The following is a 25,067-nucleotide window of genomic DNA, read 5'->3' as shown; positions in this document are numbered from 1 at the left end:
TAAAAAGGGGCTCTTCGGAGCCCTTTGTTTTCTCTATTTGAAACGAGGTTTGCGTGTTATCTGAACGTGCTGCACAAATGGTGATCTTCTCAGCGTTGATCAAACATAAGAACTTTACCGCCGCGGCAAAGAGCCTAGGCGTGTCCGTTTCTCATGTCAGTAAACAGCTCAGCCAGTTGGAAGCCTCACTAGGCATCAAGCTTGTGCAACGCACCACGCGCAGTTTCACGCCAACGGAAGCGGGGCAAACCTTCTATCACCATTGTGAGCAAGTGGTGCAAGCCGTTAGCAGCGCAACGTTAGAGATGGAAAGCCAACGCGATGAAGTCGCCGGCTTGGTTCGTCTTGGTTTGTCGCAATCTTTTGGCACGCTGCACATCATTCCTGCCATTCAAGAACTTCGTGAGAAATACCCGCAACTGCAAGTCGAAGTGCACTTGTTCGATTACAAAGTCGATATGCTCGAAGAAGGTTTGGATTTGTGGATCACCAACAATGAACACCTACCAGAAGGCTACATTGCTCAGCGCTTAGCAGATTGCCAATTTGTGGTTGCTGCATCGCCGGATTACCTACTTAAGCATGATACGCCAACCGAACCGAATGACTTGTCGCAGCACAACTGCCTTATTTACCGCAGTTGGGAGCGTGACTACACCAGTTGGGCGTTCACCAATCGTGAGCAAGAGCTCAACGTGAAAGTCTCTGGCAACTACTCGGTCGATTTAGCAGAAGCGGTGCGTGATGCCGCAATCGCAGGGTGGGGGATTGCTTACTTAGCCACTTATTTGCTGGGGGATGAATTCCGCTCAGGTAAACTTATCCAGCTTCTACCTGATTGGAAAGCCAGCCAATCCATGCCGTTTTATGCGGTGTACCCAAGCCGCCAACATATGCCGAAAAAGATCTCTGCGGTGATCGAATTCACCAAACAGAAGATCGGATCGCCTTGCCATTGGGATCAGCGATTAGCGCCGTATATTTCGATTCCGAAGTAGGGAATACATAAGGTGATTTGAGTCACAAAATTTTTCCAAATCCAGAAACATCTTTTCCATTTGGAAATAATAACTTTAGGCAAACGTTTATCTTTATTTAATTCAACGAGTTATTTTGCTGGTTAAATGGTGAGCAGGCGAGATTCTCAGCCTGTTAACATCCCCAACTTGCAGCATTTTTTACGCTCTATACAATCCGACGCCTTTCCTGTTCCCCCTTTTGTCGGATTCATTTTATGAACTCAATTCTTGGTATCGTAGCCATCCTTTTCGTAGCATGGCTGCTTTCGACTAACCGTAAGAACATTCGTCTACGAACGGTGTCTTTGGCTTTTGCTCTGCAAGTAATCTTCGCGCTATTGGTACTGTATGTACCAGCGGGTAAAGAAGCACTTAACGCAGTAACTGGCGCGGTTTCTAACCTAATCAACTACGGTCAAGAGGGCATCGCGTTCCTATTCGGCAACCTAGCAACAGGTGGCTTTACCTTCGCGATCAACGTACTTGGTATCATCATCTTCTTCTCGGCGTTGATTTCTGGTTTGTACCACATCGGCCTAATGCCAAAAGTGATCAACCTAATCGGTGGTGGTCTACAGCGTTTGCTAGGTACAGGTCGTGCAGAATCGCTATCCGCAACAGCAAACATCTTCGTTGGTATGATTGAAGCGCCGCTAGTAGTAAAGCCATACCTAAAACACATGAGCGATTCTCAGTTCTTCGCAGTAATGACAGGTGGTTTGGCATCGGTTGCTGGTGGCACGCTAGTGGGTTACGCATCACTGGGTGTGGATCTTAACTTCCTAATCGCGGCGGCATTCATGTCTGCGCCTGCGGGTCTTCTGATGGCAAAAATCATGATGCCAGAGACAGACACCACAACACCAGATATCGACCTAGACCAAGTAGAAATGCCACGCGCAACCAACGTGGTTGAAGCAATGGCAGACGGCGCAATGTCTGGTCTACGTATCGCAGTTGCGGTAGGTGCAACCCTATTGGCGTTCGTAAGTGTTATCGCGATGCTAAACGGCATTTTAGGCTGGTTCGGCGGTTTGTTCGGTATGGAACTGAGCTTCGAGCTAGTACTTGGCTACCTATTCGCACCAATCGCATGGTTGCTAGGTATTCCTTGGAATGAAGCTATCGTAGCTGGTTCTCTGATCGGTAACAAGATTGTGGTAAACGAGTTCGTAGCCTTCATTCAACTGATGGAAGTGAAGTCTCAGCTAAGCGCACACTCACAAGCTATCGTAACCTTCGCACTGTGTGGTTTCGCAAACATCTCAACCATGGCAATGCTGATTGGCGGCCTAGGTTCACTAGTACCAGAGAAGCGTTCATTCATCTCTAAATACGGTTTCCGTGCAATTGCAGCAGGTGTAATGGCGAACCTGATGAGCGCATCAATCGCTGGCGTGATTTTGAGTTTGTAACCTATTAGAGCGCTGCGCTTCTGGAATCGGGAACGCTTCGCTTCGAGAGAGTAGAGGAGGGATCTTTGGCTCAAGCACTTCCTCTTACTCCCTCAAAAAGCAAAAGGGTTGACGTTTATGGTCAACCCTTTTCATTTCTTCGTATCTCGAACCTACTTCTTCGTGTGGAACTGCTCGCAAGCCAGCATTGTGTTCTCAATTAGGCTTGCTACTGTCATTGGGCCAACACCACCCGGAACAGGAGTAATGAAGCTCGCATTCTCACGTGCTTTATCGTATTCCACGTCACCCACTAGCTTGCCAGATTCAAGACGGTTGATACCCACATCGACTACAACAGCGCCTTTCTTAATCCACTCACCAGGAATGAAGTTCGGCTTACCAACCGCAACCACAACAAGGTCTGCTTGGCGAACGTGACCTTCTAGATCTTTAGTAAAGCGGTGGCAAGTTGTTGTTGTACATCCAGCCAGAAGCAGTTCAAGTGTCATTGGGCGACCAACAATGTTTGATGCACCAACCACAACTGCATGCTTACCGCGTAGCTCGATGTTGTAACGGTCAAGAAGCGTAATGATGCCTTTTGGTGTACAAGAACGAAGCTTAGGAATACGCTGCGCTAGACGACCAACGTTGTAAGGGTGGAAGCCATCTACGTCTTTCTCTGGGTGAATACGCTCAAGAACGTGCGTCGCATCAATGCCAGCAGGAAGTGGCAACTGAACAAGAATACCGTCGATTTCTGCGTCGTTGTTTAACTCATCGATAAGTGCCAATAACTCTCCTTCCGACGTTGTCACAGGAAGGTCAAAAGACTTAGAGACAAAGCCAACTTCTTCACACGCGCGGCGCTTACTGCCAACGTAAACTTGAGAAGCTGGATCTTCACCAACTAGAACAACTGCAAGACCAGGAGCACGAAGGCCAACCTTAATGCGAGCTTTTACACGCGCTGCAACTTCGGATCGAACAGTTTGGGAAATGAGAGTTCCATCTATATTTTGAGCAGTCATGACTTTCCTTTTTTAATTGAGAAGGCAAATTATTTGCGGCGCATTGTCGCAGAAAACCTATTTAACATCCATACGCAAACGTTTGCCATTGTGGTGTTTTTAAACATTTATCGTTTTGGTGCCCTTTTTTTAGGCATTCAGATCAGAATGTTATGAAAACCCGTTGATTTAAGCGCTTGAACTCGTATAATCCTGTCCCTGTAGCGCGCCCTTAGCTCAGCTGGATAGAGCACGTCCCTTCTAAGGATGTGGTCATAGGTTCGAATCCTATAGGGCGTGCCATTTATTTAAAAGCCCCGATAGCTCCTCGAGTTATCGGGGTTTTGTCGTTTTAGGTGACAGTACTTCTAAGGTAACGTTTCCTACAACTTTTGCACTACCTTCTAGTCTTTGCAATCAATAGCACTTACTATGTGTTCAGTTCAATTGCAGCCTTATCTTTATGTCTTCTACCTCCAATTTCTATAACCAAAATGCGACCTCATTAGCGGAGCAATATAACTCGACGACGTTTGAGGACGTTCACGCGGGCTGGCAGGCTTTTTGGCCTCATGCTGGCGATCGCGTATTGGATGTGGGAGCAGGGTCTGGGCGAGATGCAAAATGGATGATGGAACAAGGCTGTGAGGTGATTGCTCTTGAGCCTGCTGCATCTCTACTAGAGCTTGGGAAAGTTAAGACAGGTGATTCGGTTACTTGGCTTGACGATGCCTTGCCTGCGCTTGAGAAAACCACCAACTTAGGGCTTCGCTTTGATCTTATTTTAGTGAGTGCGGTATGGATGCACCTTGCGACGTCTCATCGTGAGCGTGCCTTCCGCAAGCTCTCTAATCTGCTGGCACCAAATGGTCGATTGGTTATAAGCCTTCGCCATGGTGAGTTCACCGATGGACGCAAAGCTTATCCTGTCTCTGTTCAAGAGTTAGAACAGCTGGCAAAAAATAGTGCGCTTATGGTTAGGCATGTCTCCGACAGTGACGACCAACTCAAGCGTGATGACGTTCATTGGCAGACGGTTGTCATGTCACTTCCCGATGATGGCTCCGGTGATCTCAATAAGGTTCGTCATATCATCGTAAACGACTCTAAATCGGCGACTTACAAACTTGCATTGCTACGAACCTTATTGCGAATTGCAGATGCACATTCTGGAGCCGTTATTGATCGTACAGACGGCAAAGTCGCGATCCCTCTTGGTTTAGTTGGCCTGTATTGGATTCGTCAGTTCAAACGCCTTATCGATAAAGAAAACATCCAGCAGAACTCTAATGTATCAAAAGGGCTCGGCTTCATTAAGCCTGATGGCTGGGACAAACTTTCTCATTTAAGCCCTGATGATTTAGCGATTGGTACCATGTTTATTGGTGATGATGCGGTTGCTTTAGATAAAGCGATTAAAGACAGTTTGAAAACCATCAAAGATGGCCCAGTTACCTACACATACCAAGGTGACAAATCGAATCCATATTTTGAAATGGTACGTTCATCGAAAAAGCATAAAGGCACTATTGTTGTTGATGGAGCATTCCTTGAAAGCTATGGCCAATTTATTCTGGATGAGAGTTTGTGGGACTGCTTTAGGCTTTATCACTCTTGGATTGAACCTCTGGTGGTAAACCAATGGATTCTTGAAATGCAGCGGTTTAGCTCAAACCAAGAACGAGGCATCGCGCTACAGACATACCACGATTGTTTAGTTTGGATTGATAAAGACCACGACACTCGCGCGGTACGCAAGCGGGTAGAGCAGTTGCGTTCGAATCACTCAGAGATCATCAGTGTTTGGAGTGGGAGCAAGCTTCGCAACGAGTACCATGTTGACCATTGCTTGCCGTTCGCCTACTGGCCGAACAACGATAAATGGAATCTGCTGCCAACATCTAAAACCGAAAACTCAAATAAGCGCGATCGACTGCCTGCGGTTTATCGATTAAATGCATCAAAACAACGTATTTTGGATTGGTGGGAATTGGCGTGGGGAGAGTCAGAAACACTCAGCCAATCATTCTTTACAGAAGCGTCGTTGTCTTTACCGAATATTCCTGCTTCCTGCCAAGACTTTGAGCATGTATTTGAGGCGATGGGATTGCAGATTCGTGGTGTGAAAAGCCGTCTTTGCATTGCAGAGTGGTGATTTCAAACTGAACGTTGTTCTGAAAGCGCAGCGAATACTTTTCCAACAACTCCATTTATTGATGTGATATTTTCTATAAAGCTCATAGATCTATCTCACACTTTTGCGCTTCACAATTGATACTGATATTAAAAAAGTAAGAAATGGATTACAGTTTGGGAAATGTTTTCCAAATGTGGTTGTATCGTGAAAACGGTTTCTAAGCGCTTGTATAAGCTACTAAAAATAACAAAGCTTAAGCACAAAAAAGATAAGGTTTTTTCCTTTCCTAACAGCCTGATACGTAAGAATCAGAAATTCCTGAAAATTTTCTCACCTTCGTCTTTATCCCTTAAGAAAAGTGATGTTTCTCATGCATCTTTTTCGCCCTCTTCTGTCGATGCTCTCGCTTGGGGAAATCGCGTTTCGTCTGAGTTCAAAAGTAAAGTGAATGACATTTCTCAAGAGCTCAATATTGATCCAAACCACTTGATGGCTTGCATGGCGTTTGAAACGGCAGAGACGTTTAGTCCGAGCATCAAAAATGGTTCTGGGAGTGGGGCAACAGGGCTTATTCAGTTTATGCCATCGACGGCAGAGGCACTGGGAACCAGCACAAAGAAACTGGCCAAAATGAGTGCTATTGAACAGCTCGATTATGTCAAAGCGTACTTTATGCCTTACCGAAATCGTATGGCTTGTTTAGAGGATGTTTATATGGCGATCCTCTATCCGGCGGCAATTGGAAAGCCATCTTCGCATGTATTGTTCAAACAAGGGTCGATCGCCTATCGACAGAACGCGGGGATCGACCGTAAGAAGACAGGCAGGATTACCTTGGGTGATGTCTCTTACAAGGTGCGACGCAAACTAGAGAAAGGCATGCACCCTAACTTTCATGGTTAATCCTTTCATTTTATGGCGGAGGCTCAGAATGTAGCTCCGCCATCCACTCTCAAATCATGCATGGTGATATGGCCTGATTTGTCACTCAGCAAAAATTCAATCGCGTTAGTGATGTCTTTGGTTTCGGCAATCTTGTTTAACGGAATACCGATGCGATGGGATGCTAAGTTGCCCTGAATCGTTTCTCGCTCGCCATAAGATTCATTCCACATTTGCTCTTGCATTGGCGTTCTGGTCGAGCCGGGGCTAACGATGTTGCAGCGAATGCCATGCTCTGCCAGTTCTAATCCCAAACATTGCATCCACATGTGCAGGCCAGCTTTGGAGGTGCAGTAGGCGGACATCTTCACGCGTGGTGTATCGGCCGCATTGGAGCCGACCGCCACTATTGCGCCTTGCTTATTGTGTTTCACCAGCATTTTTGCCAGTTGTTGGGTAAGCAGCATCGTGCCTTTTAAATTGACGTCCAAAGTTTTGTTTAGTGCCTCTAAAGGCAGATCTAAAACGGATTCAAGGTGCAAAGTGCCGGCACAAGTGACGATGTAATCGGGGATCAGTTGGTCTTGCTCTAGCTTTCGACAAGCATTTTGAATAGCAGTGGAATCGGCCAAATTGAAAGGGAGCAATGTGGTTCGCTGTTGTTGATCGCTTGGCAAAGATTGTTGCAACGCATCGAGTGCCTTTTGGGTCACATCGCAAGCGATGACACGTGCGTTTTGAGCTAATAAGCTTTTGGCACATGCTAGGCCAATCCCTTGCCCCGCACCCGTGACGAGACACAATTTGCTGTCGAATTCTGAGCAGTTTTCGCTCATCTCCATCTCCTTTCGCGATACAAATATCAAATCAAAGTTGGCTAGATGATAATGATTTTTGTTATCGTTGTCATGATATTAACAAGGAGGTCATGAAATTGATGAATAAATTAGGCTGGAAAATCAAGCCATTGCTTCTGGCTGTGGGGCTCGTTGGAATGGCAGGGTGTGAATATTTACCACACTTTGCTGAGGTGGATTTGCCAGAGCAAAAAATCGAACAAGTGGTTGCGCAAGCTAAGCCTGCTGATGTGGCCATTCTTGACGCATTTAAGCAACACAATTTTGTTGGGATAGGTGATTATCACTGGAATGATGCTTTTCTGCGTTACGCCACGGAATTGGTTTCTAGCGAGGCGTTCTCTGACCAAGTGACACACATCGTAGTGGAATTTGGCAACGCAAAATACCAGTCTGTATTAGATGATTATCTCGCAGGAGGCGATGTCAGTGAGGTGCAGTTGAATCAAGTGTTGCGCGGTTCGATCTATTTTATGGCTTGGATGCCAGACGCTTACATTAATTTCTTCAAAACGATCAGAGTGCGTAACGAAGCATTACCAGAAGGGAAAAAGATTCAGGTGCATTTAGCGGAAGCAGCATTTGATTGGCAAGTTGTCCAAGACGAGAAAGTGTGGAAGCAGGCAGCAAAAAATAAGACCGATCATTTCTATCAAATTGCGGCGGAGCGGATGGCGAAAAAAGAAAAAGCGTTGTTGATTTTTGGTGCTTTTCATCTGGTGAATGCACCGAAAGACTATGTTGCTAAAACGCAGGACAGTGCTTGGCCACTCGCGACGCGTTTGGAGCAAGCGTATCCAGACAGCACGTATTTAATTTGGCCAATGACTGAACCGGAAGTCGTGGAAACTTTTCACAGTGTGCAGGCTCCAGCTTTGCTTGAAGTCGCGCAGAGCCCGATCGCTGAGTTAAGGTTTATCGATCTTCTACCAAAAGCACGATACAAGCTTGCGGCGATGGACAAGATGGATGCTCAGGTGGGGGAGTTATTTGATGCGTTTCTTTACCTTGGAGACAACCAACGCACAACGGTATTTCCTCGTGACGTGATGGCAGACCGAGATTGGGTGAATGAGATGCAAAGGCGCGTCGATTTGATTGGTGGCAAGATGCAAGATCGTTTTAACGAAATCCGATCTCAGAGTGACGAAAAGTACGGCTTCAACGACAACAGCTAAACTCTGCTTTGTTGTGCTGTTAGATTGATGATAAGAATGAATTATGGCTGACCCTACAAGGGGTTGGCCATTTTTTGTTCACCAAATTTTACGATGAATTTAACGCTAACTATAAGTAATTATTTGCTTTTTACCGTATTAATACTAAGGAGTTAATTTATAAAATTATAAATAATACGAATGATAATTATTATCAAAAGTGTTTGATAAATTAAATCTGTATGTGTAGTCTCACTTTTCAAATGAGAAGGAATCTCATTTGGAACGCTATGTTTAATACAGTTTGAGAGATGATTATGCTTCGTAACTCAATGGGAAGCGGCGCTATGCTCACAGAGTTTCTTAACGCTCATACGGATGATGCTTCGTTCTTCTTTAGCTCACCCACTGTGACGTTGCTTACTCAAGGCATTGCTGCAGAATTTACCCAACAAGTCAGATTCTCAGAGTTAGATACTCACATCAGCCAATTACTTGAATCGGCGAAGGAAGAGGGGAATGAGAACCCGATTGCCGTTGGTGTGATCCCATTTTCTGAACACAATCCGGTGCACTTTATTGTCCCAGAACGCCTTATCACGACGTCACCGATCAGGCCGGATAAAATCTCTGATGTCGATGGCTTTGCCGATTGTCCTCCATCATCCATCCAACCGATTCCAGACCCAAGCGAGTATAAACGTAGTGTCGAACTGGCAGCAAAGCAATGCCAACGAGAAGACGCTGAACTCGACAAAGTGGTGTTATCACGCACCATGCAAGTGGATACGGAAGAAGAGATTGACCGCGCGCGCTTTTTGAAAACCTTACTGAAGCAGAATCCGGGTGGTTACACGTTTTCAACCCGCATTGGTGGAAGTCAGTCTGACGCTTACTTGATGGGATCGAGCCCTGAGCTTCTTGTCTCTCGCAAGGGGCCACATGTTTGCTCTAATCCTTTGGCGGGGTCTCGCCGACGCAGCGAAAATGCTTCAATGAATCAACAGCAAGGCGAGCTGATGATGGAGAGTGCCAAAGATCTTCATGAGCACGCTGTGGTGGTGGATGCCGTCGAAAAAGCGCTACAACCTTGGTGTCATAACTTGTACGTGCCAATGGTGCCGTCAGTGATTGAAACCAAAGCCATGTTGCACTTATCAACCCGAATCGAAGGCACAGTGTCTGATGCCAACACTAGTGTGCTGAAGTTGGCAAGTGCACTGCACCCAACCCCCGCCGTGTGCGGCTATCCTACTGCTCAAGCTTACGATTTCATCAGTAATGTTGAGCCCTTTGACCGAGGTTACTTCACCGGACTTGTCGGTTGGGTCGATGCTCGCGGTAATGGCGAATGGGTAGTGGTTATCCGTTGCGCCGAGGTAGAGAAAAAACGTCTCCGAGTTTATGCCGGAGCAGGCATTGTTGCCGGGTCTGAGCCGCAAAGTGAGCTTGAAGAAACGGGTAACAAGATGCGTACTGTACTTAATGCATTAGGTATTGAGATCCGTGAAAACATGGAGGTGGTGCAATGAGCCGCCAAGCCATGAAAGCGTCAGGGTTTACACCTTGGCCAGAAGCGCGAGCAGAGCAATATCGTCAAGCCGGCTTTTGGACAGATCAAACTATCCCACAAATGTTGCAAGCGAGTGCAAACCAATTTCCAAATCAGACTGCGTTAGTCGAAGGTGAGCATCAGTGGACGTATCAATCCCTAGTGGAACAAGTCGATCAGCTTGCTGCAGGATTCCAATCCAACCTAAATCTCAAGTCAGGTGACAAAGCAGTATTGCATTTACCCAATATCGGCGAATTCTATCTGAGTTTTTTCGCCTTACTCAAAATTGGTGTTCAGCCGATTCTGGCGCTACCCGCGCACCGCTACTCGGAGATTCGATACTTTTGTCATTTTACTGAGGCAAAAGCGCTGATTACCGCTCCTCAAATGGGAGTCAATACCGCAGAGATTGCTCAGAAAGTTGCGGCTGAGCTACCGAGCTTAAAGCATATCGTTTGGACGGGTGAGACGAGCTTAATGCCTATCGGTGGTCGAGAGCTAAAAAGCTTGTTTTTAACGGATGTAGAGCTGTGCGAGAAGCAGGATGAAGACTTCGCGTTTTTCCAACTATCAGGTGGAACGACGGGAACGCCAAAACTGATCCCTCGCACTCACACCGATTACCTCTACAGCGTTCGCGCCAGTAACGAGGTTTGTCAGTTCTCTGATCAAACTCGGTATCTTTGTGTCTTGCCCGCTGCGCATAATTTTCCGCTTAGTTCGCCAGGCGCGCTAGGTTGCTTGATGGCTGGTGGCACAGTGGTTCTCGCGCCAGACGCCACACCTCAAACCGCGTTTGCTTTGATTGAGAAACATCAAATCACTGTAGCGGCTTTAGTCCCACCGTTAGCTTTATTGTGGCTTGATGTAGCGGGTCGCACTCAGCATGACATTCGTTCGCTGGAAGTTTTGCAAGTGGGCGGGGCGCGCTTTAGTGAAGAGGCCGCAAAACGCGTCAAACCGGAACTTGGTTGTACGTTGCAGCAAGTGTTTGGCATGGCAGAAGGGCTAGTGAACTACACCCGTTTAGATGATCCAGAGTCTGAAATCATTTCTACTCAAGGCCGTCCGATGTCTTCTGCGGACGAGTTGTTAATCCTTGATGAAGTGGGCAATCCAGTTCCACAAGGAACAGAAGGCATCTTGTTTGTTCGAGGGCCTTACACCATTCAAGGTTATTACCAAGCACCAGAACACAATCAACGTTCATTCAACGAGCAAGGTTACTACCGCACTGGCGATATTGTTGTGCTGACAGAACTGGGCAACTTACAGGTGGTTGGGCGCGACAAAGACCAGATCAATCGTGGTGGAGAAAAGATTGCTGCTGAAGAGGTAGAGAACCACTTACTCGCACACGATTCGGTGCACGATGCCGCGGTGATTGCGATTCCCGATGATTACCTTGGTGAGCGAAGCTGTGCAGCCTTGGTTTGCCCAGAACAAAACCCTAAGCCGATTGAAATCAAACGCTTTTTAAGAGGCCGCGGGCTTGCCGATTTCAAGATTCCCGATCGGGTGATTTTTGTTGATGTGTTGCCTAAAACGCCGGTTGGCAAAATCAATAAAAACAAACTTCTAGAACTTGTTTAACTGACTCTGCGTCGCCAACAACGTTTTGGCGTGCCGAGCTATTTTTGAATATTTTGGAGAGAAGCCCAATGGCCATTCCATCTATCTCTGGTTATCCGTTATCCAAAGCGATTCCAGAAAACCGCGTTAACTGGTCTGTAGAACCACAACGCGCTGTGTTGTTGATTCATGACATGCAGCAATACTTCCTTAACTTCTACGATGTGGAAAGCGAGCTGATCCAAACGCTTACTCGCAACATTCAAACCATCAAACAGACGTGTATTGATGCTGGTATTCCTGTGGTTTATACCGCGCAGCCAGGTGACCAAAAACAAGAAGATCGCGCGTTATTGACCGACTTCTGGGGACCTGGTTTAAAAGCGGATGACAACATTACACGCATCTTTCCCGCACTTGCACCAACCGAGCAAGACATTGTTTACACCAAGTGGCGCTACAGTGCATTCCAGCGCACCCCACTCAAAGCCATGATGGATGAAACAGGTCGCGATCAGCTGATCATCGTTGGTATTTACGCGCACATTGGCTGCTTGCAAACCGCAGCAGAAGCCTTCATGACTGATATCCAAGCCTTCATGGTGTCTGATGCGGTGGCGGATTTCTCTGAAAGCGACCACGAAATGGCACTCAACTACGTTGCAGGTCGATGTGGTTATGTTCTGGATAAGCAGCAATTGCTTTCTCAAGTCGAGAGCGCCAACGAATTCGCCGCTGGTGATTACAGCATTCCTCAATCTCAACAGCACCTTACCCAGCAATTGGCCGCGCTACTGGAAGTTCCGGTTGATGAAATGACGCCTGATGACAGCTTGCTCGATTTTGGTTTGGATTCGGTGCGCATGATGTCGCTGGTGGGCGATTGGCAACAAGCAGGACTGGATGTGAGTTTTATGGAACTTGCCGCCAAACCCAGTTTGCAAGATTGGTGGCAACTGATCGAGAAGAAGCTGACTTAACAGCCCAAGAGGAAGAGTGACAAAGGAATGAACATGTACGATTTACCTTATACAGCGGAGCAATTGCTGCCGTTGACGGATGCCCAAGCAGGGATTTGGTTTGCCCAACTGCGTGACCCAGAAAACCCAATTTACAAGACAGGCGAATACCTAGTGATTGATGGCAAGGTAGACGAACCTTGCTTTGTTGAAGCCGTAAAAACCGCCATTGATGAAGTTGACTCATTACACGCTAAGTTTGTTACCACCACCGAAGGTCCTCGCATGGTGATTGATAGACAAAACTGGCATGTAGAACGAGTCGATTTCTCGAATCACGATGCACCGCTAGATGCAGCTGTAGAATGGATGAAAGCAGAGCTAAAACAACCGGTTGATTTAGAGCAAGGCCCGTTGTTCATCATGGCTTTACTTAAGCTTTCAGAAGACCAGTTTATCTGGTTTTTATCACTCCATCACATCGCTATTGATGGCTATAGCATGTCGCTAGTCGCAGGACGTGTGGCACATATCTACGGCCAACTTACAAAGGGCGAGCACTTCGACAAGATCGAATTTGTCGACCAACAAGCCTTACTGAAGGAAGACGATGACTACAAAGCGTCTGAAAAATACCAAAAAGACCGCGCGTTCTATCTGCAACGTTACGCCGATCACTCAGACACGGTGAATCTCGCAGGCAAACCGACCGTCACATCTGATCATTTCTTGCGCTTAAAAGGTGCGATGGAAGTGAGTGATTTCCAACGAATGGAATCACTGGCAAAACAGTGTCGTACCCACTGGTACAGCGTGCTTATCGCATCCATTGCAGCTTATGTTCACCGCATGACTCGTTCTAATGAAGTAGTACTTGGTGTGCCGTTGATGGGGCGCTTGGGTTCTGTGGCGATTCAAACCCCAGCGATGCGCGTAAACATCTTGCCTGTACGTGTGAGCTTTGAACAAGGATTGGATATCAAGACGCTGGTGAAACAGGTTAACCAAGAGTTCTCCTCAGTACGTCGCCATCAGAGCTACCGTTATGAAGAACTGCACCGTGAGCTCAACTTGGTAAAAGACAACCGAAACCTTTTCGGTCCGCTGGTCAACATTATGCCGTTTGAGTATGAGCATAAATTTGGCGAGCTAACGTCAAAGGCGCACAACTTGTCGGCAGGTCCGGTAGATGATATTTCGTTCTACTGCTATGAACTCGGTGGCCAACTTCATATCGATATGGATGCCAATCCGGAGCTGTATTCCGAGAAAGACATTCACGAGCATCAACAGCGCTTGTTCCATTTTATGAGCGACTTCTTTGCAAGCGCGCAAGATCAAGACCCATCCTTATGCCAAATCAGTGACGTGAATATTCTTCTCTCTGGGGAAAAAGAAAAGGTCATCGAAACTTGGAATGATACTGCGCACGACGTCCCTGAAACGACGCTAGCGGCACTGATGGCGAGACAGCGAATTCTTACCCCTCATTCACCTGCGTTGATTTTTGAAGGTCAAACGCTGAGCTATGAGCAGTTAGCAAAGAAAGTCTACTCGTTGACGAACTGGCTGACAGCGCAAGGCGTTGAATTGGGTGATCGCATTGCGGTGTGTGTACCAAGAAGTGAAGAGCTGATCGTGGTTCAACAGGCCATTTTGGCCGCAGGTGCGGTTTATGTGCCAGTCGATCCAGATTATCCAGAAGGCCGTATCCACTACATGTTGGCGTCTTCTGCACCTAAGTTCGTCTTTTCTACCACGGCACTGCAAGGCAAGTTGCCAGAAGACGTTGAGGTGAAGATAGTCGATGATGAAACGCTGCCTACCATTTACAAAGTAGTGGAGCCATTACCGCCCCAAGTTCAGCCAGAGCCTCACTCTCCGGCTTATATGATTTACACCTCTGGCTCCACTGGTAAACCAAAAGGGGTTGTGGTTACTCATGACGCTATCGTCAACCGACTGTTGTGGATGCATGACCAATACCCAATTGATGGAAAAGACCGAGTCTTGCAGAAAACGCCAGCAGGCTTTGATGTGTCTGTGTGGGAGTTCTTCTGGCCGATGATCGTTGGTTCATGTTTAGTGGTTGCCAAACCAGATGGGCATAAAGATCCAATTTATCTACAAGATCTTATCCAACGCGAGAAGATCACCACGCTGCACTTTGTTCCGTCTATGCTGCAAATCTTTGTTCAGCAAGCAGACGCCAATTTGTGCCAAAGTTTGCGCCAAGTGTTCTGTAGTGGTGAAGCATTGCCTATTGAGTTAGTGAACCACTATTACCAAGAATTCAACGCTCCGCTACATAACCTGTATGGTCCAACAGAAGCCGCCGTTGATGTGACTTACTGGCCGAGTGAAGCCAATACCGAAGGTAACTCGATACCTATCGGTCGTCCGGTGTGGAACACACAAATCTATATTCTTGATGATGCGCTTAACCCAGTACCGCCGGGTGTGGTAGGGCACCTATACATTGCGGGTCGACAGTTAGCACAAGGCTACCACGGACAAGAAGCGCTAACGGTAGAGCGCTTTATCGACAATCCATTTGGTCCGCAAGGTAGTCGTATGTATCTATCGGGTGATTTGGCTCGTTGGCGCGAAGATGGGGCGATTGAATACTGCGGTCGAAGCGATTTTCAGGTCAAGATCCGAGGTTTCCGGATTGAGTTGGAAGAGATCGAGAACGCCTTAGCTAATCATCCAAGTGTTGCCCAAGTGGCCGTGCTGGCTCAGGAATACAATGAGGGCGACAAGCGTCTGGTCGCTTACGTTACCGCAGAGGATACAGAGCAGGGAATCGATAGTAACGCTCTACAAAAATACCTTGCGGAACCGCTGCCAGAGTACATGGTGCCGAGTTACTTTGTTGAGCTTGAAACCTTCCCGCTTACGCCGAACGGCAAGCTGGATCGTAATGCGCTGCCTAAGCCTGATTTATCTGGTCAAGTTGGTACGAAAGGACCAAGTAACTTGGTGGAAGAGCGCTTATGTAAGCTGTTCTGTCAGTTGTTGGATCTGCCTGCTGTTGGTGTAGAAGACAACTTCTTTGAACTCGGCGGCCATTCATTATTAGCCGCTCAGTTGATTGCGCATGTGAAAGAGATCATGGGTGTTGAACTGTCACTGGCTGCTGTGTTTGAGTCGCCAACCGTTTCTGGCATTGCTGCCAAGTTAAACGGCAGTGAGAGTGATGATGCGCTGAGCATTCTGTTACCGCTGCGCAAGCGTGAAGGTAAAGCGGCGATCTTCTGTGTTCACCCTGCTGGTGGTCTAAGTTGGTGTTATGCGGCGCTGACGCCAATCATCCCATCCAATGTTCCGCTTTATGGCGTGCAGGCTCGTAATCTTGGCGACCCTTCTGCACCACTGCCGAAGAGCATGAAAGAAATGGCAGAAGATTACGTGGCCGCCATTCGTGAAGAGCAACCTTTCGGTCCTTACCATCTTCTGGGTTGGTCGATCGGCGGCATGATTGTTCACTTGATGGCGGGTATCTTACAAGAGCAAGGCCAAGAAGTAGGTCTAGTAACGCTGCTGGATTCTTACCCAGCTGAGCAGTGGCAAACCATCCATCCACCAGGAGAAGAGCAAGCGCTCGGAGCACTGATCCGTATGGCCGGTGTTGAGTTTGATGAAGCGGCGCATTCAAGCATCACCAAACCAGAAGTTATAGATATCCTGCAAGATGCGGGTTCGTCCATGGCGCACCTGAGTACCGAGACCATCACGGCTATGATCGAGGTTGTGATCAACAACAACCAGCGTGTGCGCGATGCTGTGGATTACCAATACCAAGGTGACGTGTTGTTCTTCAATGCAGAGAAGCCGCCGGAAGAGGCCTTCCTTGACCGCAATGGTTGGTTCAAATACATGGATGGCGATCTCAAAGTAGTGGATGTGGCCTGTATTCACCGCGACATGATGCGCCCGGATATGCTCCGACTGATTGGTACTCACATGGTTGAAGAGTTGAGAGAGAGATTCGATGTTTGATTCATCCACTCAAGCTAAATCGAACGCTCAGTTGGAGGGGATGATTTCCCCTCTGACTTTCCTTAAAACCAAACTGGCCTCTGGCTGCGTTGTAGCGATTGGTGAGGCGCATTGGTACGCCGAGCTGTTCGAACAAATGACCAACACTCTGCTCAATCCAGAGTTAGACGGAGTCTTCTCCCACTTATTCATTGAGTTTGGCAATGCGAAGCATCAGGCATTACTCAACAATTATTTGATGGGGGAGGCGGTGACCGACGCTGAGTTGGCCGCTGTCTGGCTGGATTCTGTTGCGTTCCCTGCTTGGATGCATCCTTGTTACGGTGATTTCTTCAAACGGTTAAGAGTGGCGAACGCACAACGTAAAGTCTCGATCAAAGTCGTGTTGACGGAGCCTTCTTTCCACTGGCAAGACATTACCCACGCCGGAGAGTTGGTCAAGCTCAATGCACAGCGTGATCAGGCGCTAGTCGAAGGGGTCGAAAAGCAGTTTGCTAAGAACGAGCAGGGAGTTGTGGTTTTAGTTGGTGCGAGACACATCCTAAAGCGTTCTCCTACGTTAGGTTTTATGTCCAAACACAAGACATTTGGCGATCTGGCGAAACAGAAGTTCACTGATCGCTACGTGTCCGTTTGGCCACACATTTTACCGACTGACCTCAATGAGACGCAGCATGGAATCTATGCCACCACTCAACCGCAACTGAGTAAAAAATCGTTCCTTGATTTGATTCCTAAGAAGCCACCAGTCAATCCTTACGCGTTTATTTCACTGGATAAACTGGTGGATGCTTATTGGTATTTAGGACCACAAAGCCGTCAGCTCGATGCACAAGGTGTGAGTGTGCCGCAAATGTGGAAATCACGTTTGGAGCAGCGACTGCCGCTGGTCAACGAGCGGCAGCAGATGGTGATCAAAAAGGTCATCGAACAAAAAACATAAACAGATTCATCAGGAAAAGTAGCACAGCGAGAAAACGTACTGCTGGTCAAAGCTGTAGTAACCATGAAACCCGAGATTCGGTAATTTTTCGCGTAATGCGGCTTGGTTGCGGCCAATCAGCTCAAAACCAAATTGCCCCGAATATTCGGTTGCTGGCTCTAACGTAATTTGTGCATCAAGAAAGTCGAAGTACACCTGAACAAAAGGAAAGCAGCACTTAAAAAGGCTTTCTTTGATGCTGAAGATAAGCGTATCGGGAATATTGCCCGTGCTTGCAAGCAATTGCTGCTCATCACGGGTGTAGACCGTTGCAAAGAGGTGAGAGGCAAGCGGCTTGTTGGTTTCAATATCGATGCCCAAGCTCGCGATGTTGCTTTTTAGCGCGCAAGTCGCAAGGCAAATGTTATCCGTGTGGCTGATGCTACCACTGATGGTCGCGGGAAATAGAGGCTCTCTGGCATTGCCAGACAAAATCGGCACATTCGCATCATTGCTGGTTGATGGTATGAGTTTCTCGATCGCGGAGCGGGCAGCGTGGCGACCTGCTCTGAATTCTTGTTGGCGTTTCGTTACCGCCTTTTGGATGAGTTTTTCTTCCTCGGGAAAGCCGTTTTGGCAATACATGTCCGCAGTGGCTTTCACGATGTAAACCTTTGGACTTAGACCTTCTAAGTGAAGACAGACAGGGGGAAGGGAATTACCTAGCTCTTTGTTTTTCAATGGCGTCACTTTGCAATGAGTTGCAGTTCAAAAATATAACTTAGCTCAAAATTGAATGTTAATGCGAATAATAATAATTGTTATTTATACATTCGTTCTTTACAGTTTGCGAGCTCAAATTATTTATAAAATAGATATAAGGAAATGCAGTGAAAAGTTTAGTTAACAAGCCCACGTTTATGCCCTCTGTGCTGACAGGTGCACTTTTGACAGCGCTTAGCGGTCAGGCAATTGCAGACGACAAAGAAGAAGTCGTAGCAATGGAGCGCATGGTGGTAACCGCGTCTCTTACTCAACACTCGGAGTTGACTGCACCCGCATCGGTGTCGGTCATTACCGCAGAAGATATTGCGAAGATGCCGGTGAAAGACATCTCAGAAGCGGTACGTAGTGCGACGGGTGTCAGTGTACTGAGCAGCACCGCTTATGGTCGTAACACTATTCGTATTCGTGGTCTGGATTCTAAGCACACCTTGGTTCTCATTAATGGTCGCCGTATCAACTCTCAAGATGCGCTGATCCGAGGTAACGATTTCGATCTATCGAGTATTCCTCTTACCGCGATTCAACGTATTGAAGTCGTGCGTGGCCCAGTATCGTCTCTGTATGGTTCAGAAGCTATGGGTGGCGTGGTGAACGTGATCTTGAAGTCACCGACCGAAGAGCTATCTGGCTCGGTTGGTCTTGAATACGAAAGCATTCTTGAAGGTGATGGCGGTGATGGTTTGAAAGGTCACGCTTACGCAAGTGGCACGCTGACGGAAAATGTTGAAGGTAGCATTATTGTTGAAAGCTCTACACGTGACCCATGGCGTACCGATACTAACCCAGATTTCGATGCATTAGAGCAGAAAGACACCACCAATGTTTTTGGTGAGCTTGCTTGGCAACTGACAGAAGAACAACGCTTGATCGCGGATGTTATTTACACCAACGATGAGCGTGAAGCGGATTGGGTTCACCCTCGTTCAGGTCCACAAACGAACACTCAAGATTCAACCCGTTGGAATTACGGCCTGACCCATGAAGGTGCTTGGGATACCGTTGATTCACAAGTGCGTTTGTACGGCGAAAACATGCAGCTGGATGACGCAAGTACGGCGTATACCAATGGTGCAGCAGATGTTGAGCTACAAAACAACACACTTGATTTTAAACTCTCTGGTTTGTGGCGTGACTCGCACGAGTGGGTATTCGGCGGTGAATACCGTACTTCCGAGCTGAAAAACAGTCGTGACGTGCCTTCTGGTGACATCGATAACTACCAAGGAGCGGTGTTCGTTCAAGGGGAGTTTGACCTAGATAAGTTGGCGTTGACACTGGGTGGTCGTCAAGACTTCCATGAAGTGTATGGTAGCCACTTCAGTCCACGTGCTTACGCGGTTTACAGCTTCACTGATGAGTTTGTATTGAAAGGCGGCGCTGGTGGCGGTTTCCGTGCTCCGGGCATGATGGAAAGCAGTGACCAAGTTCGCGTGATCAGCTGTGGTAACCGTTGTTGGCTCACTGGTAACGAAGATTTGAAACCGGAAGAGTCAGAAAGCTACGAAGCTGGCCTAGCGTACGAATCGACGTCTATGGGCTTGGGTTTGATGTACTACTACACAGACCTGAAAAACAAGATCGAACGTGACTTAACTCAGGTTGTTGGTATGGATGGTCCAATGCCTATCTTCACTTACCAAAACATCGGTAAAGCAGAAATCAAAGGTATCGAGCTAGAAGGTTGGTACGACATTACCGACAGCATCAATCTTAAAGGTAACTACACCTACACGGATGCAAAAGACAAGAGCACGGGTGATACGCTAACACAAACTCCAGAGCATTTGGCGAATCTTGATGTTAACTGGGAAGTGTTTGATTCATTCACTACCTTCGCTCGCGTTAACTACATTGGCGAACAGGTGATCACGAACCAAAGCCGTGAAAACGTAACAGTCGATGGTTACACGCTGGTTGGTCTGGGTGTGGCTTATGACTTCCAGCAGCTAAACCTGAAAGCGGGTTTGAACAATATCTTTGATGTTGAGTTGGATGACGAAGACGATTACTACGGATACTCAGAGAAAGGTCGCAGCGCTTACGTAAGTGCGACGTACCTTTTCTAACTGAGCTTTTAAATGTAGTGAGTTAAAAATAGCCTCCGTATAGAGGCTATTTTTTCATTTCTAGCAAATGATCTTTAGCATTCAGCTTCGAGTGCCGTGGCTGTTTCGGTTACTTTGACCTGAACGATACGATTGCTCTTAACATGCAATATTTCGAATCGCCAATGCTGATACTCAACGGTTTCACCTTGAGTTGGCACCCGTCCGATTAACCACGTCAAAAAGCCGTTTAAGGTTTGAAAACCTTCGCTCTCTTCTCCTTCAATGGTATTGAGCTCAAGCTTGTATTTCAGCTCGTTAAGCGGGATAAGCGCATCCATCAACCAACTGTCATCTTTTTGCTTTTTCGCCCAGACATGCTGAGGGGCCATACCTAATTCACCGGCGATGGATTTGAGTAAATCGTGGTGAGTCACCAAGCCTTGTACATCACCATATTCATCGACAATGAAGACCATCTCTGTACTGGTTTGCTGCATGTAATTGAGCAGCGGTAAGCCTTTCATCGACTCTGGTACAAAGCGTGAACGTTTGAGCAACTTGGCCAAGCGAGAAATCGACAGCTCGTCATATTCATCCAACAAGACCTTGGAAGAAATCGTACCTATGATGTTATCCAGCCCGCCTTTACACACTGGCCAAACGGAATGCTGCGTTTGGCGCAAGTTTCTGAGCGTTTCTTCAAGGGGTAAATCGAGGTCGAGGTAATGCATATCGCAGCGAGGTGTCATTAGCGAGAGTGCAAGGCGATCATTAAGGTGCAGTAAATTGCGAATCATCAGTTGTTCTTGCGGTTCGATAGCGCCGCATTCGGATCCTTCGCTCATCACGGCAAAAATGTCTTCCTCTGTGACGACTTCCCCTGTGTTGTTCTGACGCAATAGCTTGAGTAAAGCATCGGTCGATAAGGTCAGCAATAGAACAAACGGCGTGGTCAGTTTGGCTAACCAATGAATAGGGTAGGCAACGATAACGGCAATGCGCTCGGCATTATTTTGAGCAAAGCGTTTTGGAACCAATTCGCCTATCACAATGGCGAAGTAGGTGATGACGACAACGACAATCGCGGTGGCTAGTACAGTGGCAACTTCGCGCTCAATACCTTGAGTCACGAGCCAGTGTTCAAACGGAACCGAAAGCGTAGCTTCACCAAAGATACCGCTAAGGATACCGATCACTGTGATGCCGATTTGAATAGTTGAGAGGAATTGCGTGGGATTATTTTTCAGTTGTAGAGCGAGGCGGGCAGAAGCGCTATGTTCGGCAAACTTTTTCAGTCGGCCGCTTTTGGCGGTGACTAACGCAATCTCAGACATGGCAAACACGCCATTGAGAGCGATTAATCCAACCAGTAATAAAATGTCCATGAAGTTTTCCAGTGATGCACACGCTAGCAGCATAACGAGCTTTGCAGGAGAGAAACGTGAAGTGGCGAATAATTCATCACGCTGTAACAATGAAATGCGTGATGAAAAGGATAGAATTTGATTATCGAACCTGCTGTTGCTCGCACGATGATTGATTCTGTTACTTAGGGCGGATTCTGATACACTACGCGCCCATTTCTTCGTTGAGACGTTTCTATGCCATTTTCTAAGCTTGGTTTAAGCGCTCCTATCACAGATGCTGTGAAGGCGCTGGGTTATGAAAAACCGACTTCTATCCAACAAAAAGCCATTCCAATTGTTCTGCGTGGTAGCAACCTAATTGCCGCAGCACAAACCGGTACGGGTAAAACTGCCAGCTTTGTATTGCCAATCTTAGAAAAACTGAGCCAAGGTGAAACGCAACGTAAAAAGCGTGCACGTGCGATCATCTTAACGCCAACGCGCGAGCTTGCACTTCAAGTACACCAAAGCATTGAAGCTTACGGTAGGAACTTGCCTTTGCGTTCAATGGCGATGTTTGGTGGTGTGGATTACGCACCGCAAAAACAAGCGCTGATTGAAGGTGTCGACATTGTGGTGAGCACGCCGGGACGTTTGATTGACCTATACGGCCAACGCGCGATCCATTTTGATGAAGTAGAAATGCTGGTTCTGGACGAAGCCGACAAGATGTTGGACATGGGCTTCATCGATTCAATCGATAAGATCGTCGATTGCATGCCAGAAGACATTCAAAGCTTGTTGTTCTCTGCGACGCTATCTAACCCAGTGCGTGACTTAGCGAAGAACGCGATTGTCGACCCTGAAGAAATTTCGATTGCGAAACACAGCGCGTCGAAATCAAACATCAAGCAGTGGATCACTACAGTCGATAAAGACATGAAGTCTTCACTATTAAGCCACATGCTGAACGAGAACGACTGGTCACAAGTATTAGTATTCATCGAAACTAAGCACGGCGCAGCGAAACTGGTAACTCAGTTAGAGAAGCGCGGCATTGTGGCAGAAGCGTTCCACAGTGGTCGTAACCAACGCGTTCGCCAAGAGCTGATTGAACAGTTTAAAGCGGGTGAAATTCAATACTTGGTTGCAACGGGTGTTGCGGCACGCGGTATCGATATCGACAACTTGCCAGTGGTGATCAACTACGATTTGCCGTTCCCAGCAGATGAATACGTACACCGCATTGGTCGTACTGGCCGTGCTGGTGCTCAGGGTGAAGCGATCTCTTTGGTATCGAAAGATGACTTCAAAAACCTGTGCATGATTGAAAGCCGTCTTGGTCATTTGCTAGAGCGTGTAGAAATTGAAGGTTTTGCACCAAGAAAACCAGTGCCGATTTCTATCTTGAACTACGTGCCGAAGAACAAGCGTAAACCGCAAGATCAGCGTCCTCGTCGTGACAACGGTGATAAGCGCAACGCGAAGTAATTACGCTTGAACCCAAGCTTATAAACTTGAATAAAAAAGAAGCCGCATTTGAATGCGGCTTCTTTGTTTTTCGCTTTAGTATTTAGTGCGGTTCAGTTCAACTCGCCTTAGCTTTGGCTAAACGTTGCTGAACATATTGAGGCTCAGTGCGCATGCCCATTACCAAACTCACACACATCACTAATAGAATGATGGTGAAAGGTAAGCCGGTTGAAATCGTACCTGCTTGCAGAGCTTGAATCGCTTCTGTCCCGCCAATCCAGAGTAGAACCGCTGCAATTGCACCTTCTACGCTCGCCCAGAAAATACGTTGTGGAACGGGCGCATCGACTTTACCGCCAGCGGTAATGCTATCAACAACCAGTGATGCTGAATCTGAAGACGTGATAAAGAACACCATGATCAAAACGATAGAGATAACCGATAGCACAGTGCTCATTGGCATCGCTTCGTATGCGTAGAACAGAGATAGCGTAATGTCTGTTAGGCCGTTTGTGCCTAGCTCACCGACTTTATTCATGACTTGCTCAATCGCGATGCCGCCAAATGCTGACATCCAAATCAGAGTAATAGTGGTTGGAATCAAGATAACTGCGGTAATGAACTCGCGTACGGTACGACCTTTAGAGACGCGCGCAATAAACATACCGACACATGGTGACCATGAAATCCACCACGCCCAGTAGAATACCGTCCAGCCGTGCATCCAAGCTTCGTCTTCACGACCGTAAGGGTTGCTCAGTGGAAGAATGTTTTCTACGTATCCCATCAATGTGGTTGGGATCGTGCTCAACGCTGCGGCAAGGCCAGCCAGAATCACGAACACAAGCAGAGCAAATGCAACAGTGAGGTTGATGTTACTCAATACCTTCACGCCGCCATCAATTCCGCGCACAACAGAGAAAATTGCCAGAGTGGTTACGAAGGCAATGACCGCCAACTGCATACCCAAGCCACTTTCGATACCAAATACATGACCTAAGCCACTTGCCGCTTGCTGTGCACCCAGACCAAGAGAAGTCGCGAGACCAAACAAGGTTGCCAGTACAGCCAACACATCGATCACGTGACCAAACCAACCCCAAGTGCGATCGCCTAAAATAGGGTAGAACACAGAGCGAATAGACAGTGGCAAACCTTTGTTAAAGGCGAAGAAGGCCATAGAAAGTGCAACTACTGCGTAAATTGCCCAAGGGTGTAGACCCCAGTGGAACATGGTTGCGCCTAACGCGACTTGTTTGGCTTCTTCGGTAAATGGCGTTACACCAAGTGGCGTTTCATACCAGCCAGTGAAGTAGGCTACGGGCTCTGCGACGCCCCAAAACATCAAACCGATCCCCATGCCCGCGGCAAACAACATCGCAATCCACGAGATGTTCGAGTGCTCAGGTTTGGCATCTTCACCGCCAATACGGATCTTACCAAAAGGAGAAAAAACAAGGCCGATACAGAAGATCAGAAAGATATTGCCAGCCCACATGAAGAGATCATCAAAAGAACCGATGATCTGCCATTTGACGCCATCAAGAGCGGCTTTTGCTGTGGCAGGATCGACTAAAAGAAGTGCGATTAAAAAAACGATGATCAGACCCGCGCTAGTACCAAAAACAGGGTTGTGAACATCAAATCCCCATTTTTGTACGTTGTCTTGGCCGACCGTATAGTCAGTATTCTCGATACTGTACTTATCCTTAGTTGTAGACATCATCCCTCTCAAACTACTTAGAGTACAAACTAATTTGTCGGCGCGCACTATAACAAAACTCAGATTAAATGGCTAATTTGCTGATTAATAGATCAGTAACGTCAGTTTTTATGCATATAAAAAGCAAAGAACACGAAATAATTTTTGGTGTGGATAAGCAAGTGATGCAAATCATTTGTCAAAAAAATGCATCGATAAATTTGTCGATAAGTGAAGTGTGAA

At 47.2% G+C, this 25,067-nt stretch carries 17 protein-coding genes and 1 tRNA gene; 13 read left to right on the top strand and 5 right to left on the bottom strand.

What is annotated here, in order from left to right:
• Window positions 1-53 precede the first annotated feature (53 nt).
• Both A9237_RS03920 and A9237_RS03915 read left to right on the top strand, forming a co-directional pair.
• Complete coding sequence (locus A9237_RS03920; RefSeq protein ID WP_078607724.1) at window positions 54-998, top strand: LysR family transcriptional regulator; 945 nt, start codon at window positions 54-56, stop codon at window positions 996-998.
• Between the two features lie 236 nt (window positions 999-1,234).
• Complete coding sequence (locus tag A9237_RS03915; protein ID WP_009707195.1) at window positions 1,235-2,434, top strand: NupC/NupG family nucleoside CNT transporter; 1,200 nt, start codon at window positions 1,235-1,237, stop codon at window positions 2,432-2,434.
• Between the two features lie 152 nt (window positions 2,435-2,586).
• Here the strand turns inward: A9237_RS03915 and folD are convergent, their stop codons facing one another.
• Window positions 2,587-3,447, bottom strand: a complete 861-nt coding sequence (gene folD / locus A9237_RS03910) for a bifunctional methylenetetrahydrofolate dehydrogenase/methenyltetrahydrofolate cyclohydrolase FolD (protein ID WP_078607723.1) — start codon at window positions 3,445-3,447, stop codon at window positions 2,587-2,589.
• A 205-nt stretch (window positions 3,448-3,652) separates the two neighbouring features.
• Between folD and A9237_RS03905 the strand changes: the two genes are divergently transcribed.
• The 3 genes from A9237_RS03905 to A9237_RS03895 all read left to right on the top strand — a co-directional run bounded on the left by A9237_RS03905 (window position 3,653) and on the right by A9237_RS03895 (window position 6,466).
• Window positions 3,653-3,729, top strand: a tRNA-Arg gene (locus A9237_RS03905).
• Between the two features lie 160 nt (window positions 3,730-3,889).
• On the top strand, window positions 3,890-5,581 hold the full coding sequence (locus A9237_RS03900; protein ID WP_078607722.1) for a class I SAM-dependent methyltransferase: 1,692 nt from the start codon (window positions 3,890-3,892) through the stop codon (window positions 5,579-5,581).
• Between the two features lie 162 nt (window positions 5,582-5,743).
• Window positions 5,744-6,466 carry a transglycosylase SLT domain-containing protein gene (locus A9237_RS03895; protein ID WP_078607721.1) on the top strand — a complete coding sequence of 241 codons (723 nt, stop codon included), beginning with the start codon at window positions 5,744-5,746 and terminating at the stop codon, window positions 6,464-6,466.
• Between the two features lie 23 nt (window positions 6,467-6,489).
• Here A9237_RS03895 and A9237_RS03890 read toward each other — a convergent pair whose 3' ends face one another.
• The gene (locus A9237_RS03890) at window positions 6,490-7,281 is read right to left on the bottom strand and encodes a 2,3-dihydro-2,3-dihydroxybenzoate dehydrogenase (RefSeq protein WP_078607720.1); all 792 of its coding nucleotides are present in this window, start codon (window positions 7,279-7,281) and stop codon (window positions 6,490-6,492) included.
• A 92-nt stretch (window positions 7,282-7,373) separates the two neighbouring features.
• Between A9237_RS03890 and A9237_RS03885 the strand changes: the two genes are divergently transcribed.
• The 6 genes from A9237_RS03885 (at window position 7,374) to A9237_RS03860 (ending at window position 17,490) form a co-directional block, all read left to right on the top strand.
• On the top strand, window positions 7,374-8,480 hold the full coding sequence (locus tag A9237_RS03885) for a hypothetical protein (protein ID WP_078607719.1): 1,107 nt from the start codon (window positions 7,374-7,376) through the stop codon (window positions 8,478-8,480).
• Between the two features lie 290 nt (window positions 8,481-8,770).
• Complete coding sequence (locus A9237_RS03880) at window positions 8,771-9,991, top strand: isochorismate synthase (protein ID WP_050567625.1); 1,221 nt, start codon at window positions 8,771-8,773, stop codon at window positions 9,989-9,991.
• On the top strand, window positions 9,988-11,607 hold the full coding sequence (locus A9237_RS03875; RefSeq protein ID WP_078607718.1) for a (2,3-dihydroxybenzoyl)adenylate synthase: 1,620 nt from the start codon (window positions 9,988-9,990) through the stop codon (window positions 11,605-11,607). The genes A9237_RS03880 and A9237_RS03875 overlap by 4 nt, the downstream gene beginning before the upstream one ends.
• 68 nt (window positions 11,608-11,675) lie before the next feature.
• Complete coding sequence (locus tag A9237_RS03870) at window positions 11,676-12,566, top strand: isochorismatase (protein WP_078607717.1); 891 nt, start codon at window positions 11,676-11,678, stop codon at window positions 12,564-12,566.
• Between the two features lie 33 nt (window positions 12,567-12,599).
• Complete coding sequence (locus tag A9237_RS03865) at window positions 12,600-16,547, top strand: enterobactin synthase subunit F (RefSeq protein ID WP_078607716.1); 3,948 nt, start codon at window positions 12,600-12,602, stop codon at window positions 16,545-16,547.
• A complete protein-coding gene (locus A9237_RS03860; RefSeq protein ID WP_078607715.1) occupies window positions 16,540-17,490 on the top strand; it encodes a hypothetical protein in 951 nt (316 codons plus the stop codon). Before A9237_RS03865 ends, A9237_RS03860 begins: the two co-directional genes overlap by 8 nt.
• 9 nt (window positions 17,491-17,499) lie before the next feature.
• On the opposite strand, the gene A9237_RS03855 is transcribed toward A9237_RS03860, so the two are convergent.
• A complete protein-coding gene (locus tag A9237_RS03855) occupies window positions 17,500-18,132 on the bottom strand; it encodes a 4'-phosphopantetheinyl transferase family protein (RefSeq protein WP_078607714.1) in 633 nt (210 codons plus the stop codon).
• 227 nt (window positions 18,133-18,359) lie between these two features.
• Here A9237_RS03855 and A9237_RS03850 point away from each other — a divergent pair, with 227 nt between their 5' ends.
• Window positions 18,360-20,321, top strand: coding sequence for a TonB-dependent receptor plug domain-containing protein (locus tag A9237_RS03850; protein ID WP_078607713.1), 1,962 nt, complete (start codon window positions 18,360-18,362; stop codon window positions 20,319-20,321).
• Window positions 20,322-20,395: 74 nt separating this feature from the next.
• Here the strand turns inward: A9237_RS03850 and A9237_RS03845 are convergent, their stop codons facing one another.
• A complete protein-coding gene (locus A9237_RS03845) occupies window positions 20,396-21,721 on the bottom strand; it encodes a hemolysin family protein (protein WP_078607712.1) in 1,326 nt (441 codons plus the stop codon).
• A 183-nt stretch (window positions 21,722-21,904) separates the two neighbouring features.
• Between A9237_RS03845 and A9237_RS03840 the strand changes: the two genes are divergently transcribed.
• Window positions 21,905-23,140: a DEAD/DEAH box helicase gene (locus A9237_RS03840; protein WP_078607711.1), complete on the top strand. Its 1,236-nt coding sequence runs from the start codon at window positions 21,905-21,907 to the stop codon at window positions 23,138-23,140.
• A 97-nt stretch (window positions 23,141-23,237) separates the two neighbouring features.
• On the opposite strand, the gene A9237_RS03835 is transcribed toward A9237_RS03840, so the two are convergent.
• Entirely contained in the window at window positions 23,238-24,845 is a 1,608-nt protein-coding gene (locus tag A9237_RS03835; protein ID WP_009707179.1) for a BCCT family transporter, read from the bottom strand.
• Window positions 24,846-25,067 lie beyond the last annotated feature (222 nt).

This window comes from Vibrio owensii (genome assembly GCF_002021755.1).
Lineage (GTDB): Bacteria > Pseudomonadota > Gammaproteobacteria > Enterobacterales > Vibrionaceae > Vibrio > Vibrio owensii.
The sequence above is the reverse complement of the archived record's forward strand: the minus strand, read 5'-3'. Positions and strand labels throughout refer to the sequence as shown.